The organism is Pseudidiomarina tainanensis, from assembly GCF_900115255.1.
Classification (GTDB): domain Bacteria; phylum Pseudomonadota; class Gammaproteobacteria; order Enterobacterales; family Alteromonadaceae; genus Pseudidiomarina; species Pseudidiomarina tainanensis.
The window spans coordinates 97,495-113,859 of record NZ_FOYU01000003.1; the positions used below are offsets into that span (position 1 = coordinate 97,495).

The 16,365-nt window shown below is 48.0% G+C and carries 12 protein-coding genes; 4 read left to right on the forward strand and 8 right to left on the reverse strand.

Features of this window, described 5'->3' with window-relative positions; translation table 11 throughout:
• Position 1: 1 nt before the first annotated feature.
• A complete protein-coding gene (locus BM292_RS09050) occupies positions 2-253 on the reverse strand; it encodes an accessory factor UbiK family protein (protein WP_092857798.1) in 252 nt (83 codons plus the stop codon).
• Between the two features lie 140 nt (positions 254-393).
• Here BM292_RS09050 and rep point away from each other — a divergent pair, with 140 nt between their 5' ends.
• Entirely contained in the window at positions 394-2,406 is a 2,013-nt protein-coding gene (gene rep, locus BM292_RS09055) for a DNA helicase Rep (protein ID WP_092857800.1), read from the forward strand.
• Positions 2,407-2,413: 7 nt separating this feature from the next.
• Here the strand turns inward: rep and BM292_RS09060 are convergent, their stop codons facing one another.
• Both BM292_RS09060 and BM292_RS09065 read right to left on the reverse strand, forming a co-directional pair.
• On the reverse strand, positions 2,414-5,014 hold the full coding sequence (locus BM292_RS09060; protein ID WP_092857802.1) for a sensor domain-containing phosphodiesterase: 2,601 nt from the start codon (positions 5,012-5,014) through the stop codon (positions 2,414-2,416).
• 219 nt (positions 5,015-5,233) lie between these two features.
• On the reverse strand, positions 5,234-5,581 hold the full coding sequence (locus tag BM292_RS09065; protein WP_092858235.1) for a c-type cytochrome: 348 nt from the start codon (positions 5,579-5,581) through the stop codon (positions 5,234-5,236).
• A gap of 173 nt (positions 5,582-5,754) precedes the next feature.
• Between BM292_RS09065 and dinB the strand changes: the two genes are divergently transcribed.
• Entirely contained in the window at positions 5,755-6,837 is a 1,083-nt protein-coding gene (gene dinB / locus BM292_RS09070) for a DNA polymerase IV (protein ID WP_092857804.1), read from the forward strand.
• Here dinB and BM292_RS09075 read toward each other — a convergent pair.
• From BM292_RS09075 to BM292_RS09085, 3 genes are read right to left on the reverse strand one after another with little or no spacing between them, the layout of a single operon-like run.
• Positions 6,807-7,658, reverse strand: coding sequence for a prephenate dehydratase (locus tag BM292_RS09075; protein ID WP_092857806.1), 852 nt, complete (start codon positions 7,656-7,658; stop codon positions 6,807-6,809). The genes dinB and BM292_RS09075 overlap by 31 nt on opposite strands.
• 52 nt (positions 7,659-7,710) lie before the next feature.
• Positions 7,711-8,757 (reverse strand): PepSY-associated TM helix domain-containing protein, encoded by a 1,047-nt coding sequence (locus BM292_RS09080; RefSeq protein ID WP_092857808.1) that lies wholly within the window; start codon positions 8,755-8,757, stop codon positions 7,711-7,713.
• On the reverse strand, positions 8,739-10,844 hold the full coding sequence (locus BM292_RS09085) for a TonB-dependent receptor (RefSeq protein ID WP_092857810.1): 2,106 nt from the start codon (positions 10,842-10,844) through the stop codon (positions 8,739-8,741). Before BM292_RS09085 ends, BM292_RS09080 begins: the two co-directional genes overlap by 19 nt.
• Positions 10,845-11,040: 196 nt before the next feature.
• Between BM292_RS09085 and BM292_RS09090 the strand changes: the two genes are divergently transcribed.
• Together BM292_RS09090 and alr are read left to right on the forward strand one after the other, a co-directional pair.
• Positions 11,041-12,414 (forward strand): Na+/H+ antiporter NhaC family protein, encoded by a 1,374-nt coding sequence (locus BM292_RS09090; protein WP_092857812.1) that lies wholly within the window; start codon positions 11,041-11,043, stop codon positions 12,412-12,414.
• Positions 12,415-12,490: 76 nt separating this feature from the next.
• Positions 12,491-13,600, forward strand: coding sequence for an alanine racemase (gene alr, locus BM292_RS09095; RefSeq protein ID WP_092857814.1), 1,110 nt, complete (start codon positions 12,491-12,493; stop codon positions 13,598-13,600).
• Here alr and BM292_RS09100 read toward each other — a convergent pair.
• Positions 13,597-14,097 carry a TIGR00645 family protein gene (locus tag BM292_RS09100; RefSeq protein ID WP_092857816.1) on the reverse strand — a complete coding sequence of 167 codons (501 nt, stop codon included), beginning with the start codon at positions 14,095-14,097 and terminating at the stop codon, positions 13,597-13,599. The two genes, alr and BM292_RS09100, sit on opposite strands and share 4 nt — an antisense overlap.
• A gap of 98 nt (positions 14,098-14,195) precedes the next feature.
• Positions 14,196-16,271 carry a S9 family peptidase gene (locus tag BM292_RS09105; RefSeq protein ID WP_092857818.1) on the reverse strand — a complete coding sequence of 692 codons (2,076 nt, stop codon included), beginning with the start codon at positions 16,269-16,271 and terminating at the stop codon, positions 14,196-14,198.
• Positions 16,272-16,365 lie beyond the last annotated feature (94 nt).

The following is a 16,365-nucleotide window of genomic DNA, read 5'->3' on the forward strand; positions in this document are numbered from 1 at the left end:
GTCAAGATTCGTCGTCTAAGTCGCGCTTCATCGACTCCAGCTCACGCTCGAGCTGGTCAACACGCTGACGTAAACGTAGTAATAGTTGTTGCTGCACATCGAGCTCTTCACGGGTGACCACATCAAGCTTGCCAAGTTGCTGCTGCAATACGGTTTTCACGCGCTGTTCGATGTTACCAGCGAAATCTTTCACGCCAGCCGGAATACTTTCATTAATTTGACGCGCAATATCTTCTATTTTTTTCGGGTCCATAGTGCTTCCGTTGTTACTTCTTGTAAGAAATGTTTAACCACTAAAAATCAATTCTCTGTAATTACCTTTTAGCTTAGCAGGAGTTTACGGTAAAATCTGCGGCTCATTCGTCGAACCGATCATCAAAGGCCGTTTTATACATGCTACTCAACCCCCGCCAACAAGAAGCCGTAAAAGCCATCGAAGGACCGGTGTTGGTATTGGCAGGAGCCGGTAGTGGTAAAACGCGTGTTATCACCGAAAAGATCGCGCATTTGATTCAGCGCTGCGGCTATCAAGCACGTCATATTGCGGCGGTTACCTTTACCAATAAAGCCGCCCGAGAAATGAAAGAGCGTGTGGGACAAACCCTTGGCCGCCAATACACCCGCGGCCTAACGGTGTCGACCTTTCATACCCTTGGCCTCACAATTATTCGAAAAGAAGTCAGCCAATTGAACATGAAAGCGGGCTTTTCGTTGTTTGATGATCAAGATTCCTTTGCGCTACTTAAAGCGTTAACAGAACCTGAGCTGGATGGCGATAAGAATTTATTGAAGTTGCTGCAAAGCCAAATCAGTAATTGGAAAAATGCGATGCTGAGCCCCGATCAGGTGCTGAACCAGGCTCAACAAGCTGACGAGCAAATGTTTGCGGAGTTTTATCGTCGCTATCAGCAAAATATGAAAGCTTGCAACGCGATAGATTTTGACGATCTGATATTGCTACCAACGCTACTGTTAAAAACCAACGAGCAGGCGCGTGCGCGGTGGCAGAATAAATTCCATTACTTATTGGTGGACGAATATCAAGATACCAACACCAGCCAATACGAATTGGTTCGCTTATTGGTTGGCGAGCGGGCTAACTTCACCGTGGTTGGCGACGATGACCAATCCATTTATTCATGGCGCGGTGCCCAGCCACAAAACTTGGCGCTGCTGCAAAAAGACTTTCCAAAGCTGAACGTCATCAAGCTAGAGCAAAACTACCGTTCGCATGGCCGTATTCTAAAAGCCGCAAATATTTTGATTGAAAATAACCCGCACGTATTTGATAAAAAGCTGTTTTCTGAAATGGAATATGGCGTGCCGCTTCGTGTGATATATGGCCGTAACGAAGAGCATGAAGCAGAGCGTGTGGTTGCTGAAATTGTGCGACGACGGTTTTTAGAGCGCACGCCGTATCATCAATTTGCAGTGCTGTACCGCGGCAATCATCAATCGCGGGTGTTTGAAAAGGCCTTGATGAGTAACCGGATTCCGTATCGAATGACCGGCGGGCAGAGCTTCTTCGCCCGCGCCGAAGTCAAAGACGTCATGGCCTATTTGCGCTTGTTGGTGAACCCAAGTGACGACACCGCATTCATTCGGATTATCAACGTGCCGAAGCGTGGTATTGGTCCGCAAACAGTTGAGCGTGTGGGGGAGCTTGCGCACGAACTACACATTAGTTTGTTTGAAGCGGCCGACCATCAAGCGTTGAAAACCCGTTTGGGGGCACGCGAGTATCAATCAGTACAATATTTTGTCGATTTCATGAAGCGTGCCGCACGGCGTTGTGACCATCCACCAGAAGCTGCCTCCGCATTGTTTGATTTACTCAAACTGATTGGCTACGAAGAGTGGCTATACGAAAGCAGCCCAAGCGTGAGTGCAGCAGAAATGCGTTGGAAGAACGTCAGTGAACTGATGCGTTGGGTCACCGAAATGCTTAAAGGCGATGACGAAAATGAACCGGTCACGCTAGAACAAGCCGTTGCCAAGCTGTGTTTACGCGACATGCTCTCGCGCAACGAGGAAGAAGAACAAGGCGACCAAGTTCAATTGATGACGCTACATGCATCTAAAGGCCTCGAGTTCCCGCATGTATTTATGGTGGGAATGGAAGAAGGTTTGTTGCCACACCAGTCCAGCATTGACGAAGGCATGGTCGAAGAAGAACGGCGCTTAGCGTATGTGGGTATCACCCGTGCACAGCAGTCTTTAATTTTCACCATGGCGAAAGAACGCCGGCAATACGGTGATGTGATGCGTCCAGAACCGAGCCGTTTTTTGTATGAATTACCGCAAGACGATTTGGAATGGGAAGAACACGCTGCAGCTAACGAAGCGGCGCGGGAAACCGCTCGCGCAAGCGGTTTGGCTTTATTACGTAAAGCCATGGAAGATTAAGAAGAGGTTACGCCGTTCCTGCCGACTGCACTTGTGTCGGCTCGTCCTGCGATGGTGACTTTACCTGCTCGGGTTCCCCAAACAGTGAACCCTGCCCCACATTCACCCCGTTATGCACCAAGGCTTTTTGTTGGTCGATGTTCTCGATACCCGAAGCCGAAATTTCAATACCGAGATCACGACATAAGTGCACCACGTTGCGCACCATAGTTTGCGCCCGCTGACTCGTTGCAATATCCGCGACAAAACGTGGATCAAGTTTCACATGCGTAAACGGATAGTTGAGAATATATTGCAACGCACCGGCGCTGCGACCAAATTCATTGAGTGCTAAACCAACGCCGAAATCAGCTAATTGACGAAGGCAACTGAGCTGACGTTTGGAGTTATCGTGTAATTCGGTTTCACTAAACTCAAGAATCAAGCGCTCTGGCGCCACGCCTGATTGGGTAATGATTTCTTGCAGTGCTTTCACATCTGCTAGCTTGAATAAGTGTTTCGCAGAAATACACACGTAAACCGGCGGGGCAGTTTCGTCATTGGCGAGTAACTCGCAGCAACGCGTTAACATCCATTGGTCAAGCGCCATGGTCATGCCAGTTTTCTCGGCAATCGCTAAAAAGCGTTCGGCAGGAAGCAAACTGTCATCGCGCTGCCAGCGCAGGAGTAGCTCTTGCGCCACAGGCTGGTTTTTACCGAGTTCATGCACGGTAAACTTCTGCAAAATAAAATCTTGGTCAAACTGTGCATGACGCAATTCGGTTTCGCGATTTAATGATGCGACCAAGTCTTTGTGAATGCTCTCATCAAATACCACATAGCGGCCACGCCCCATGCTCTTAGCTTGATACATGGCGGCATCGGCATCACGGAGTAATCGCTCGGCTGAGTCGTTACGCGATTTACACTCGGCGATACCCACGCTTGCGCCGGAATAATGTTCGCTCTCACCAAACACAAACGGCAACTTCATTTTTTCGATGATACGTGAAGCGATATCACAAGCATCATCGATATGGCGAATCATATCCAGCAAGATAACGAATTCGTCACCGCCTAAACGCGCAATAGTGTCGTTATCACGAATACACTCACCAATACGTCGGCTCGCTTCGAGTAAGAATTCGTCGCCGGCAGAATGCCCTAAGGTGTCATTAATATCTTTAAAGCGGTCAAGATCGACGAACAGCACCGCAAAGTTATGATGTGGATAACGACGTTTATGCTTGAGTGTTTGCTGCAAGCGCTCGGTGAACATGGAGCGGTTAGGTAGCCCTGTTAATGCATCGTGATGGGCATCGTAGAACAGCTTCTCTTCAACCTTTTTACGGCGCTCAATTTCGCTGACAAGTTCTTCAGTGCGCTCGGCCACTTTACGTTCGAGATAAGCATTCACGCGACGCACTTCATCAGCGTTACGACGCCGTTCAATCGCCACCGCAACATGCTGCGAAACGAAGTTCAGGAGCTCAAGGTCATCCTGTTTGTACTGCACATCATCACTATAGGTTTGCACCGATAAAACGCCGATAACTTCGTCATCAACCACCAGCGGTGAGCCTAACCATTGCGTTGGCTGCGTCCCGTAATAACTGGTTGACCCTTCTACTTCACCTTCCGACAGTAAGACGGCATATTTTTCTTTCTCAATGAATACCGGCTTTTTATGACGAATAACGTATTCGGTCATGCCGCGCCCAAGCGGTCGCTTCTTTTGTAAGTTATTGTCGAAGGCATCGACATAGTATGGAAATTCGAGGAATTTCTTGTCGTCGTCTAATAACGCGACGAAAAAGTTTTCGTTATTAATAAGCTGACCGATTTGCCGGTGTAATTGCTCATAAAACGATTTCATTGAATCGGAGGTATTCGTGACCTCAGAAATTGAAAATAAAACAGAGCTGAGTTGCTGGGCGCGTTCACGCTCAGCAATTTCTGATTTTAAGTCGTCATTGATTTGACGTAACTTCGCGGTTTGATGCTCGATTTCCGCTTGCATCATTTCACGTTGTCGCACTCGATCTAACGCATTGACGATGTGCTGCGATACGAACAAGAACAATTCTTTGTCGGCCTCGCTGTAGCGCACATCTTCGGTGTAGCTTTGCACGACCATTGCACCAATAATCCGGCTATCTGAGTGCAGTGGCACCCCAAGCCAATCCACTGGTGCTGCACCTAAATCACGAATTTCTCCGTTTTTCAGCAAGCGCGCAAATACTTCTTTATCGTAGAGAAAAGGTTTGCCGGTACGCATAACGTAACCCGTTAAGCCTTTTCCTAATAAGTCTGCGGGAATTGATTCGAGAGACGGAATATCATCATATTCATCGACAAAGTAAACAAACTTAACGGTATCTTCGGCGTGATCGTACAAACAAATAAAGAAGTTCTTCGCAACCATGAGGTCGCCGATAATATTATGCACCGACTGATAGAACTGTTGCATGTCGGTTACTGAGGAAGCGAGCTCTGAAATCTTAAAGAGCGCTTTTTGTACCACTTCTGATTCGCGATACTTCAGTGCTAGCTCTTGCAGACGTGCAACAGCCTTGCGCAGGCGCGCAATTTCTTTTTGCTTTTTAACAAGCTCACTAGACTGTTGCATCTTTTTGATTTTATTTGTTTTTTATTTTGTTTGTTTTTGATTCAACAACGTGTAGAACCGCGTTACTTACCCTAAGTTATGTAAACTTTTAGTAAAAACAACGCTTGAGTATATCTTTCATCAGGACGTTAGAAAAGTGTTTTGCTCAAATTACAGGCACAAAAAAACCGCCGTAGCGGTTTTTTCATTATTAATGAGCTGAATATAAGAAATTTTTCTTTAAATATCAGCGATCATGTAATCGATTGCTGCTTGAATTTCTTCTTCGCTACAGTCGTTGCAGGTGCCTTTTGGTGGCATTGCATTAAAACCTTCAACGGCATGCTTAAGGACAGTGTCCATACCTTGGGCTAGGCGTGGTTCCCAATCGGCAGCATCATTAATTTTTGGCGCACCCAGCACACCCGAGGTATGACACGCGGTACAGAATTTGTTGTAAACTGCATCACCTGAACGAGCACTTGCAGCGCCGCCACCACTTGCAGCAGCATTTGCACCCGCTACACGCACCTGAGCAATTGGCGCGATACGCTCTTTAATTTCATCATTGCTTTGCTGTGGTAGCATGGTAGCACTTGCACTGCCTACAGATAATGCCAGCGCAGCAACCCAAATACGGCTTGATTTTACGACTTTCAGTACGTTCACAGTGGACTCCTGTATAAGCTGATGAGCTTGCTAGCTCGGTTCGTTGTTGCGATTATAGCCAGATTCCGTCCAAGGTTAAACACTTCCGTGCTATGTCAGAAAACACACAAGGTAATACGCGTAAAATTGCACTTTTAGATCTCGATGCTTTCTTCGCAAGCGCCGAGGTATTACGCGACCCCAGTTTGAAAGCGCGTCCCTTTGCCGTGGGCGGTGGCGGTGAACGCGGCGTTGTCGCAACTGCGAATTATCTCGCTCGCCAATATGGTGTGCGTAGCGCCATGAGTGGCTCCCACGCGCGCCGATTGTGTCCGGAACTCCATTTTGTTGCTCCCGATCACGGCTATTATCGTGAGTTATCCAAGCAAGTCTTCCAAGTACTCACCGAAGTCACACCGATTGTCGAGCCTGCTTCAATTGATGAGTTTTATCTCGATTTAACTGAAAACACGCTGTATCAGGGTAGCGCCAGCATTACCATGGAAAGTATCCGGCATACCTTGCGGGGCATGGGCTTGACTGCTTCTGCTGGTATTTCCAACCAGAAAATGGTGGCCAAAATTGCGAGCGAAGAGAGCAAGCCTGACGGTCAATTCCTTGTTGCCCCCGAGCAAGTGTTGGATTACTTAGCGAAGTTACAGCTCAAACGTATTCCAGGAGTTGGACCGAAAAGTTTACAGCGGCTGAACTATGCCGGATTTTTTCTTGGTCGAGATATTCAGCAGGCTAACATTGAACGGTTACAAGAATTACTCGGCGATAAAGCCGGTTGGTTGCTCTATCAACGCTGCCAAGGCATTGACCCTCGGCAAGTCGTCACCGAACGTATTCGGAAAAGTGTCGGAGTTGAAGAGACCTTGCCCAGTGATTTTCATCAGCTTCGTCAGGTTGAACAGTTTGTTGACGAGGTTTTGCTTCCGCAGTTAATGAAACGCTTGCGGGTTTCACGTTGGCAACAAACGCACATTAAAAATCAAACTGTGAAATTGAAGTTTAGTGATTTCCAACAAACAACAGTTTCGCGCACCGCACAAACTGCTTCACCTAGCTTGTTCTATCACTTAGTGCGTGAAGCTTGGGAGCGCCGTAATCAGCGCGGCGTGCGCTTGATTGGTATCAGCGTGGCGCTGCCTGATCCGGACGATCAACTGCAGCTTGAGTTAGAGCTTGAATAGCGGTAGCTACCTAGCTCAATCACACGATTACGTAATTTAATCGCACTAAGTGCCGCTTGTACCTGGCTGTGTAGCAAATGCCCTTCAAACTCGATAAAAAAATGGTATTGACCAAATTTTTGCCCGGTTGGCCGCGATACCAGTGAGAGTAAATTCACTTGATGCACAGCAAAAGCTTGTAAGTGCTCAAGCAATAGACCTGGATGATCAGCATCATCGACAATCACCACCGCTGATTTATATTCTGTGCCAAGCTTTGGCAACGCCAGCGGTTGAGCAGATTGCAGCGCAACAAAGCGTGTTTCATTGTGGGCAACGTCGGTCACGTCATGCACAACCGTTGCAAAAGTTGTTGATGCGACACGACCACCATCAAGCAGGTGTTCAGGAATCAGCGCCGCTGCGGGCTCCTTGGTAGCTTGCAATAATGACAAGGCTTCGGTGTTACTCGCGGTGGTGACAATATCTGGCGCATGGCGCGTTAACCACTCACTACACTGCCCTTGTGCGACAAATTGAGCATATAACCGCTGTGGCCTCGGATGATTCATCACCACGGAGAAACGTACCGGAATAGTAGCCTCGGCAATAATTTGTAGTGGGCGCCTCACAAAACTATCGACCACTGGCGATACGATGCCTTCCACAATATTTTCAATCGGCACCACAATGATGTCGGCGCCATCATCAAGTGCGTCAACCGTCCGTCGTAGCGTTGGATAAAACACAATATTGCTGGCGGTGTATCGTTTCGCAAAATTGCGCGCGGCGAGCTCCGAAAATGTGCCGGCGGGCCCCAGAGTGGCTATTTTGGTGGTCACAACTTACGTCTCATGTCGTATTTGGGTGGTAGTCAATTGATGACAATCATGGTTACAACCTACAGCGTTTTTTATACTGACGCCAGCACCAAAAATAAATCCCACTCAACGGCAAAATAATCAGAGCTAAACCACCAAACAACACAACAATGAGCCACGGCAAGCCGCCAACAGCTGCAACGTGTACAGGGAAGATCATTTGACTTAGTTGGTAGCCTAAACTGTCATAGCGTAAATCATACACGCTCGTTACCGCACCGGTTTGTGCATCAAACTGCACATGGCTACGCCCGTTCGGATGCCATTCACCAGGAAACGTCATGCGTAAACTCAAGTTGGATAATGACACCAGTTGTACCTGATGTTCCGGCATTAATTGGTGGGCGCGGTCAAAACGTTGTTGCCAATTATGTGCTGCTGCCACTTGCTGCCATTGTTGCGCCGTCAGCGGTTGCGGATTTCGCTCAGGGGCTAACGCCGTTAAACCCGCACTCACCGCCGCTGCATACATGATGGCAGTACCTGTCAGCATGCCAATAAAAACGGGAATAAATAAGACACTTCCCGCTACTTTATGGAGCTGAAACAGCGTGCCTGCAAAGCCTCGCTGCCACGGCCACACCCAGCGAATCGTGAATATTCGTTGCGTCCAACGCCGCGGCCACCAGCGAATAATTCCTGTAATCAGAAGAATTAAACCGACGATACCAATATAACCCAGTAGCTTTTTACCGAGGTCGTTGAGAAGCAAATGATGATGAAATTCCACCATGATACCAACGAAATCGCTTAGGTAAGGACGTTCGAGTATACGCTCACCGTTGGCATTGTAATAATGTCGTGCGCCGGTTGGCGTCACGACTTCCAGCCATGGATTCGCCGCTCGTGGCATGTAAGCATAGCCTTTGGTATAACGATCGAAGACCTGCGCCGCGGTCTGTTCAGTCGGTAATTGATTAAGGCGTAGTTGTGGATAGCTCCACTGCAACAATTCCACTTTGAATAACAGCAACGTGCCCGTCAACGCGACGAGCACGAGCCATATCCCAAAGAATAAACCGAACCAGCGATGCAGCTTGGTTAGAATTGATAGAACCAATTGACGCTCACTGTACGGCCACGACCAGCAAAGTTAGTGCGGTCCGCACCTGCGGTTTGTGCGTAATAGGTGAGATAGTATTCATCAAGAATATTTTCGATACCCACCGTAAACAAACCAAAATTTGGTGAATCGTAATTCATCTGTAAATCAACCGTTTGATATCCTTCAAAGTTGTTAATGGCTTGATCGCCAGTATAAATATTGCGGTCAAACAAATGGTTGAGCTGTACACGTGTGTTGATTAGGTCAGTCCATTGTTGCTGCCAGCTCACATTCATCCGGCGAGGGGCAATATTACGGCCGCCGAGCTGAGTATCCACAACGTTATCATCGTTACTGTCGTATTCACCGTCAGTATCAGCATAATTTACGTCAAAACTTGTGGTGTTGGATAACGCGTAGCTTGCAGAAAACTCAATCCCGTCAATTTCGGTGCGCTCACGGGCAACCGAGAAGATGCCGTCTTCATTGGGTTGTAAACGTGCGCCTAGGTCCGACTCTGAGGTGAAGTAACTTAGACTTGCGCGCAATGCGGAGCCGCGATATTCAATACCCACTTCGCGGTTATCCGCAATAACGGGTTGTAAGTCTAAGAAGCTATCCACACTTAAATCAGGTGTATTGATGCCCCGTAGCACACGGCCAACGTCCGGCATGCTGAAGCCTTCGGAATAGCTTGCAAAGGCGCGTACCGTGTCGGTAAATGCATAAACCACACCGAGATTTCGCAGTAACTCGTTGAACGATGGCTCGCCGCCCTCCACAAACGTACTGTTATAAGCATAGAGTGTGGTGAAATCATCGACGTTCAGTTTGCCGTATTCGTAGCGCAAACCACCGCTGATAGTTAAACCGTCTTGTTGGTAACGCAGTTGTGCGAATGGCGCCCAGTTATCAAAGGTTGTTTCTGGTACCCATTTACGGTTGGTTTGGGCCAGCTCTTGAAACGTTTTATCGCGCAGATAATCAATACCAGCGCTGACGTCGACTGGTGAGCCCGCTAACGCGCTCCAATTCATGGTTAAACGTGAACCAAACTTATTTGAGTCATTACGTGATTGGTCAAAAATCTCATCGCCATATGCTGGATCTTGGAAGGTTGCATATCGACCACCGCCATAGAGTGCAGAGAAATCTTGCAAGAACACCTGCCAAGTTAAGTCAGCACCGAACACGGCTTTATTTTTATAGGTCAGCGTGGCGGTTGTGACTTTATTTTCAGCGGGATCACCCTCGCTTGGTTGCTTGATTGATATCGCAGCAATACCCTCAGCACGGTTACCATCGATTGGTGAAAAATCGCCGTTCCCTTGCAGGTTGAAGTGATTCACCATCAATTCAATGTGTTGTTGGTCGTCGATGGTATAACCAAGCTTCGAGAATAAATCGAAGCTTTCCGAATCTTGGGTATCACCTTGGGTCACATCCGTGCCAATAAAATCGCCGTTGCCATCAACGTACATACCCGTGCTACGCAATTGAGCCCCAGCGACGATTTGCCAATCGCCTGATACGTGGCGTGTTAAATAACCTGCGCGATAACTCAAACCGTCACTAAACTCTTCTGGCGATGTGGTGAGGCCTGCGACAATCTCATTTTCAGTACCGTTGGCGGCTGATTTTGTGACGATATTGATAATACCGCCGCTTGCTCCCATACCTTGTATAGCGCTGGCGCCGTGGATAATTTCAACGCGCTCAATCATGAGTGGATCGATGGTATAACTTGCACGTGAACCATTTCGTAATGGATTTGACTGCGGTACGCCATCAATCAGGTACAACGGTTCGCGGCCACGCAACGTTTCACCCGCACTCGTCAGCTTTTGGCGCGATGGTGAAAATGCAGGAACTAAATTACCAAGAACATCAGACAATGAATCAGCCACTGCAAGCTGTTCGCGAATATCTTCGCCGTCAATAACGGTCACTGTTGCAGCAATACTGCTAGCTGGTTGTGATGTCCGTGTTGCCGATACCTGGATAACTTCATCAACAGCTGCTGATGTGTCTTGTGCAATTGCAATCTGTGGTGTAGTGACGAGTGCTGTAACGACAGCGATTGTTAAAGCGTTAAGGCGCATGACTTCCCCCGAAATTAGAGCGGCCTAAATGAGTGCGCTAATGATAACGATTCGCATTTAAATTACAATAGTGTTCGTGGTTTTTTTTGCGCAGTGTCATAATTGCTGATGAGAAATTGCATCTATTGCAAAGCCTTGGCACTATTGAACGTATAGCTATCAAAAAGCCGAACAATAACAACAAAAGGCCATTCCCATGAGTTGGATGTCTGTCTTACCGCCACTTGTCGCGATATTAGTGGTGTTCTGGCGTAAAGAAGTCATAGTTGCGCTACTCCTTGCCATTATGACTTCTGAATTGCTCCTCACCCTTCAAGGTGGCGAATCAGTTTTACTCACGTTTGTCGCGACCATTGAGCGCATTGTTGCCGTATTTGGCTCAGCCAGTAATACCCGTATTCTGGTGTTTAGCTTAATGGTGGGTGCGCTACTTGCTTACATTCGTGAGTCTGGTGGCGTGGCAGCAACAGTTGAGGCTCTGCTGGCTCGCGGCCTTGGTAAAACCAAGCGTAGCGCCAGCTTAATGACGGTATTTACCGGAATCTTTGTCTTTATCGAATCGAATTTAAGTGTCCTCACAGCCGGTATTTTATCGCGTGGCTTATTCGAAAAGCTTGGCATGAGCCGTGCGCGTTTAGCCTACTTAATCGATAGTACCAGTGCTCCCGTGTGTATTTTGATACTACTGAACGGTTGGGGTGCCTATGTACTTGGCATGATTGAACAGCAAGGTTTACCCGGTTCATCTGTGAGTACGCTCTGGGCGACTATTCCTTATAACTTTTACGCACTCGTTACACTCAGCATCGTGTTTTATACCGCCTTTTCAGGCAAAGTATATGGACCAATGCGCACGGTTGAACAACAGCCGCAACCCCATCAAGATATTCCCGAACACGTGCCCAGTAACAGCAAAGCGCGGTATATGTTAGTCCCGTTGGCAGTGATGGTGTTCGGTATGGTGGCCTTTATGTTTGGCACTGGCGACGGGGATATCACCCAAGGGGATGGCTCTAAATCAGTATTGTATGCGACCGCTTTGGCTTGCGTGGTTGCTTATATCATGTTGCTGATGAGTCGACGTAAAAGCCACCAACAGTTGGTGGATATCGGCTTTAAAGGTATGAGCGAGCTCTTGCCATTAGTGAGCATCGTATTGTTGTCTTTGGCGCTAGGTAGCAGCTTACGGGAATTAGGTACGGGTATCTTCTTAGCTAACTTAGTTGGCGATTTCTTACCCCTCTATTTAATTGCGCCTATGTTATTCTTAACCGGTGCACTGATTTCGTTCACAACCGGAACTTCATGGGGCACCTTTGCTATTTTGATTCCGATTGCTGCACCGATGATTATTGCGCTTGATTTGCCAGCACCGCTGCTATTGGCTGCCGTATTAGGTGGTGGTGTGTTTGGTGACCACTGCTCACCGATTTCTGATACCACCGCGGTATCAGCATTAGCATCTGGCTGTGACCTACTCGAGCACGTGCGTACACAATTGCCGTATGCGCTGACAGCTGGTGGCGTCACGCTTGTGTTGTACGTTATCGCTAGTTTTATAATGATTTAAGGAAAACGTTGTATGTGGTATCTCGGCGTGATGACAATCACCGTGACAAAATTAGCGGAATGGCTAGGAGTGCATCATGGCTAATGGTGTTCATTTTCGCCCTACCCGTGCCGAGATCGACCGCGATGCTTTGCATCATAATGCACGCATTGCGCGCCAGCTAGCTGGTGATGCACGTTTGTTAGGCGTGATTAAAGCCGATGGTTATGGTCACGGTGTGCTCACTGTTGCCGAAGCGATTAGTGAACACGTGGATGCGTTCGCCGTGGCTTTTATTGACGAAGCTATCGAGATTCGCAATGCCGGATTCCAACACCCAATTGTGTTGCTGGAAGGGTGTTTTAGCGAAGCCGAATTGCCCGTTTGCGCCCATCATAACTTCCAGCCAGTGGTGCACCAGCAACAACAACTCGATGCAATTTTAATGTCACGCATGGTACGGCCGTTATCGGTGTGGCTGAAAGTCGATACAGGTATGCATCGATTGGGTTGGTCGCCAGCTGAAGCTCAGCGTGTTTACGAAGAACTTAAGGCCTCCCCCCAGGTTGGCAGCGTGACCATGATGTCGCATTTTGCCAATGCTGAGAAACAGACGCATCCACTGAACGACAAACAACTTGAGCTGTTTGAAGATGTCTGTGCACAAACCGAGTCCAAACTCGATATGAGTTTAGCAACTTCAGCAGCGCTGTTGAGCTCAGCCATTGATATGGCACAACATAACGGCCACTGGGTGCGCACTGGGATTTTGCTCTATGGTGACAACCCAGTAGAAAAAGCCATTGAATTACCCGAACCACTGCGTCCGGTCATGCGTCTTGTAGCGCCTGTTATTGCTATTCGTAACGTTGCGAAAGGCGAGAGCGTCGGTTATGGCGGTACGTGGACAGCAACGCGACCGAGCCTCATTGCAACTGTCGCCATAGGTTATGCAGACGGCTATCCGCGTCATGCTAAAAATGGCACACCAGTGTGGCTAAAGGGTCATGAAGTGCCGTTAGCCGGCACGGTATCAATGGATATGATCACAGTGGATATCACTGACTTTACTGATATCGCCATTGGCGATGAAGCAGAATTATGGGGACCCAATTTGAGTGTTGGCCGAGTGGCCACACACGCTGGTACCATTAGCTACGATTTGCTCACCAATGTTACCGCGCGCGTGCCTCGCGTGACGCGTTAATCATCACCTTGTTTGCGGGTTACTTTGTCTAAGTAACCCATCGCAAAAGCAGAGCCGACAAAGGTTAAGTGGATAATCACGTACCACTTGATGGTGTCGTGGTCGATGTTTTGCGCGTTCATGAATACTTTCAGCAAGTGGATTGATGAAATCGCAACAATCGACGCTGCCACTTTATTCTTCAAACCGCCCGAGTCAATTTTACCAAGCCACGCGAGCTTTTCCGTGTCGTTATTGATGTTAAGCGTGGAGACAAAGTTTTCGTAACCACTGAGCATCACCATCACCAGCAAGCCACCGACCAATGCAATATCAATTAGGGTTAGGGTAAGCAGGATCAGATCGACTTCTTTAATCTCAAGAATGTTTGGAAATACATGAATGAGCTCTTGAAAGAACTTCACACCCAATAGTAAAACCGCCAGACTCAAACCGAGATAAATAGGCGCTAACAACCAACGCAAACTATACATTAGGTTTTCAATGAAACGTTCCATGCTCTGCCTTGTCACTTCATCAATCAAAAAAAAAGTTGCGACATCATAGCAAAAAATATGACATCGCAACCATTTTGTTACCGCATGACTAGCTGCAGTTATTTTTTATGATAAAGCTTAAACCAAGCCAAAGTATGCTCAATTTTCGCAATCATATTTGACGGACGCGCGGTCACACCGTGCGATGCATCAGGAACGCGAACCATCGCCGTATCGACTTTACGCAGTTGTAACGCTTGGTAGAACTGCTCGATTTCCGACATTGGCACACGACGGTCATTTTCACCGCTAAATAACATCACCGGCGTGTTCACTTTACCCGCCATTGATAACGGTGAGCGCTTCCAATAATGATCGTAGTCTTCCCACGGCATTGCTGGGAACTGATTAGTAATTTGGCCCAAGTAGCTATCGGCCGTGAGCGTTTTACTAATCCAATTAATGACAGGGTTAGTTGCTGCGGCTGCATTAAACCGATCAGTGAGACCAACCGCATACGCAGTAGCAATACCACCTGCCGAACCACCGGCAATGAACAGGTTGTTCGGATCAACCATGCCTTTGTCAATCAACACGTCAATACCCGACATATGGTCAGCATGATCGCGCTCAGACGAATAGAAGCCATCCAGTTTTAGCGCGTGCTCGGCACCATATGACGTACTGCCTCGGTAGTTGTTGTAAAACACAATGTAACCTTCAGCGGCATAACGCTGCTGCTCGGCTGCAAACATCGGGCTGTATGCTAGATGCGGACCGCCGTGAATTTCTAACAGCAACGGATATTTTTTGTTCGGATCGTAATCAGGCGGCGTAATGTACCAACCGTGAATTTCCGTATCATCGAAGCTTGAGTTGTACGTAAACTCATGCACTTTACCCAATTGGCGATGCCCTAACACGTCGTCATTTAACGCCGTAAAGCTTTGTGGTTTAGCTGCGCCACGGCGCGGAATATCAAACACTGCAACATCGGCTGGGCGATAGCTTGAGCCACGGGTGTAAGCGACTTTGTTACCACCAGCGGCAACTGAGAACATACCACTCATGTATGGACGACTGACTGAAACGCCACCCACATCATCCACCCACTCGTTTTTGTTACCGTTTAAACGAACTTCAGCCAATTTATAGCGGCCACGGTCTGCGTATTGAATCGCTAGGCGGTCATTGCTCAGCCACAACGGACTGTCGACCGAGCGGTCAAAATCGCTTAATAGTTCACGCTGATCATTGTCGTCTAAATCCATTATACGTAGCTTGGCGTTATGATATGGAATCGCTTCGTTGCCACGATGTAAAAACGCGAGTTGCTCACCATTTGGTGAGGAGATTGGCGACCATTCACGGCCTGGCATATCAGTGACTTGGGTCAATGCACCATCTTGTACTGCAACTTTCCACAAATCAGATTCGTTGACTTGATATTCCCAATCGTCGTTACGATTGGCGCTGAACACGAGCGCTTTACCGCCGTCAACCCACGCTAACGGCCCGTTATGACTAAATGCACCGCTAGTTAATTGACGTGCGGTACCACCTTCGCTTGGCACTACAAAAATCTGGCTATAGGTGTCAGGTAGCACACCTGCGCCATCGCGCTGATAGTAAGTACGCTCCACAATCACTGGCGGCTTCGCCCACTTCGCACCTTTTGGCGCCTTTGGCTTTTTCACCGCTTTCGCGTACTCGGTCTTATCCGCCGCCACATTCATCAAGAAGGCAAGATGCTTGCCATCCGGCGACCAAGAGAACTGACGCGGGCTTTCAGTTACTTCAGTAATTGCGCTCGAAGTTTTCGTAGCCAAGTGATACACGTGAATTTGATTGCGTCCATCGCGATTGGAGCTAAACGCTAATTTTGAACCATCGGGTGACCAGCTTGGATTACCGTATGAATGCTGATCATCAAACAACGGGGTATGCGAACCCGTTTCCGTGTCAACTAACCACAAAGCACGCTTGGTATTATCCTTCATGATGTCGAACCCGTGACGAACGTACACGACGTAACGACCGTTCGGTGAGATTTGCACGTCATTTGCCCATTCCAGAGCAAAGATATCTTCTGCTTGGAACGTTTTCGGGGCTTCTTGAGCGCTCACTGGCGCCACCATGAACTGAGTTGTCAGGGCGGATAGGCCGAGCATGACAGGAACGATAAATTGCCGCATGGTTGATCCTTTTCTGTTGTTCTATTGAATTTATAACGTTCAGACTAAAGCATTTTGCTAGCGTTGCGAGTACAAATCCGACTATCTTAGTTGT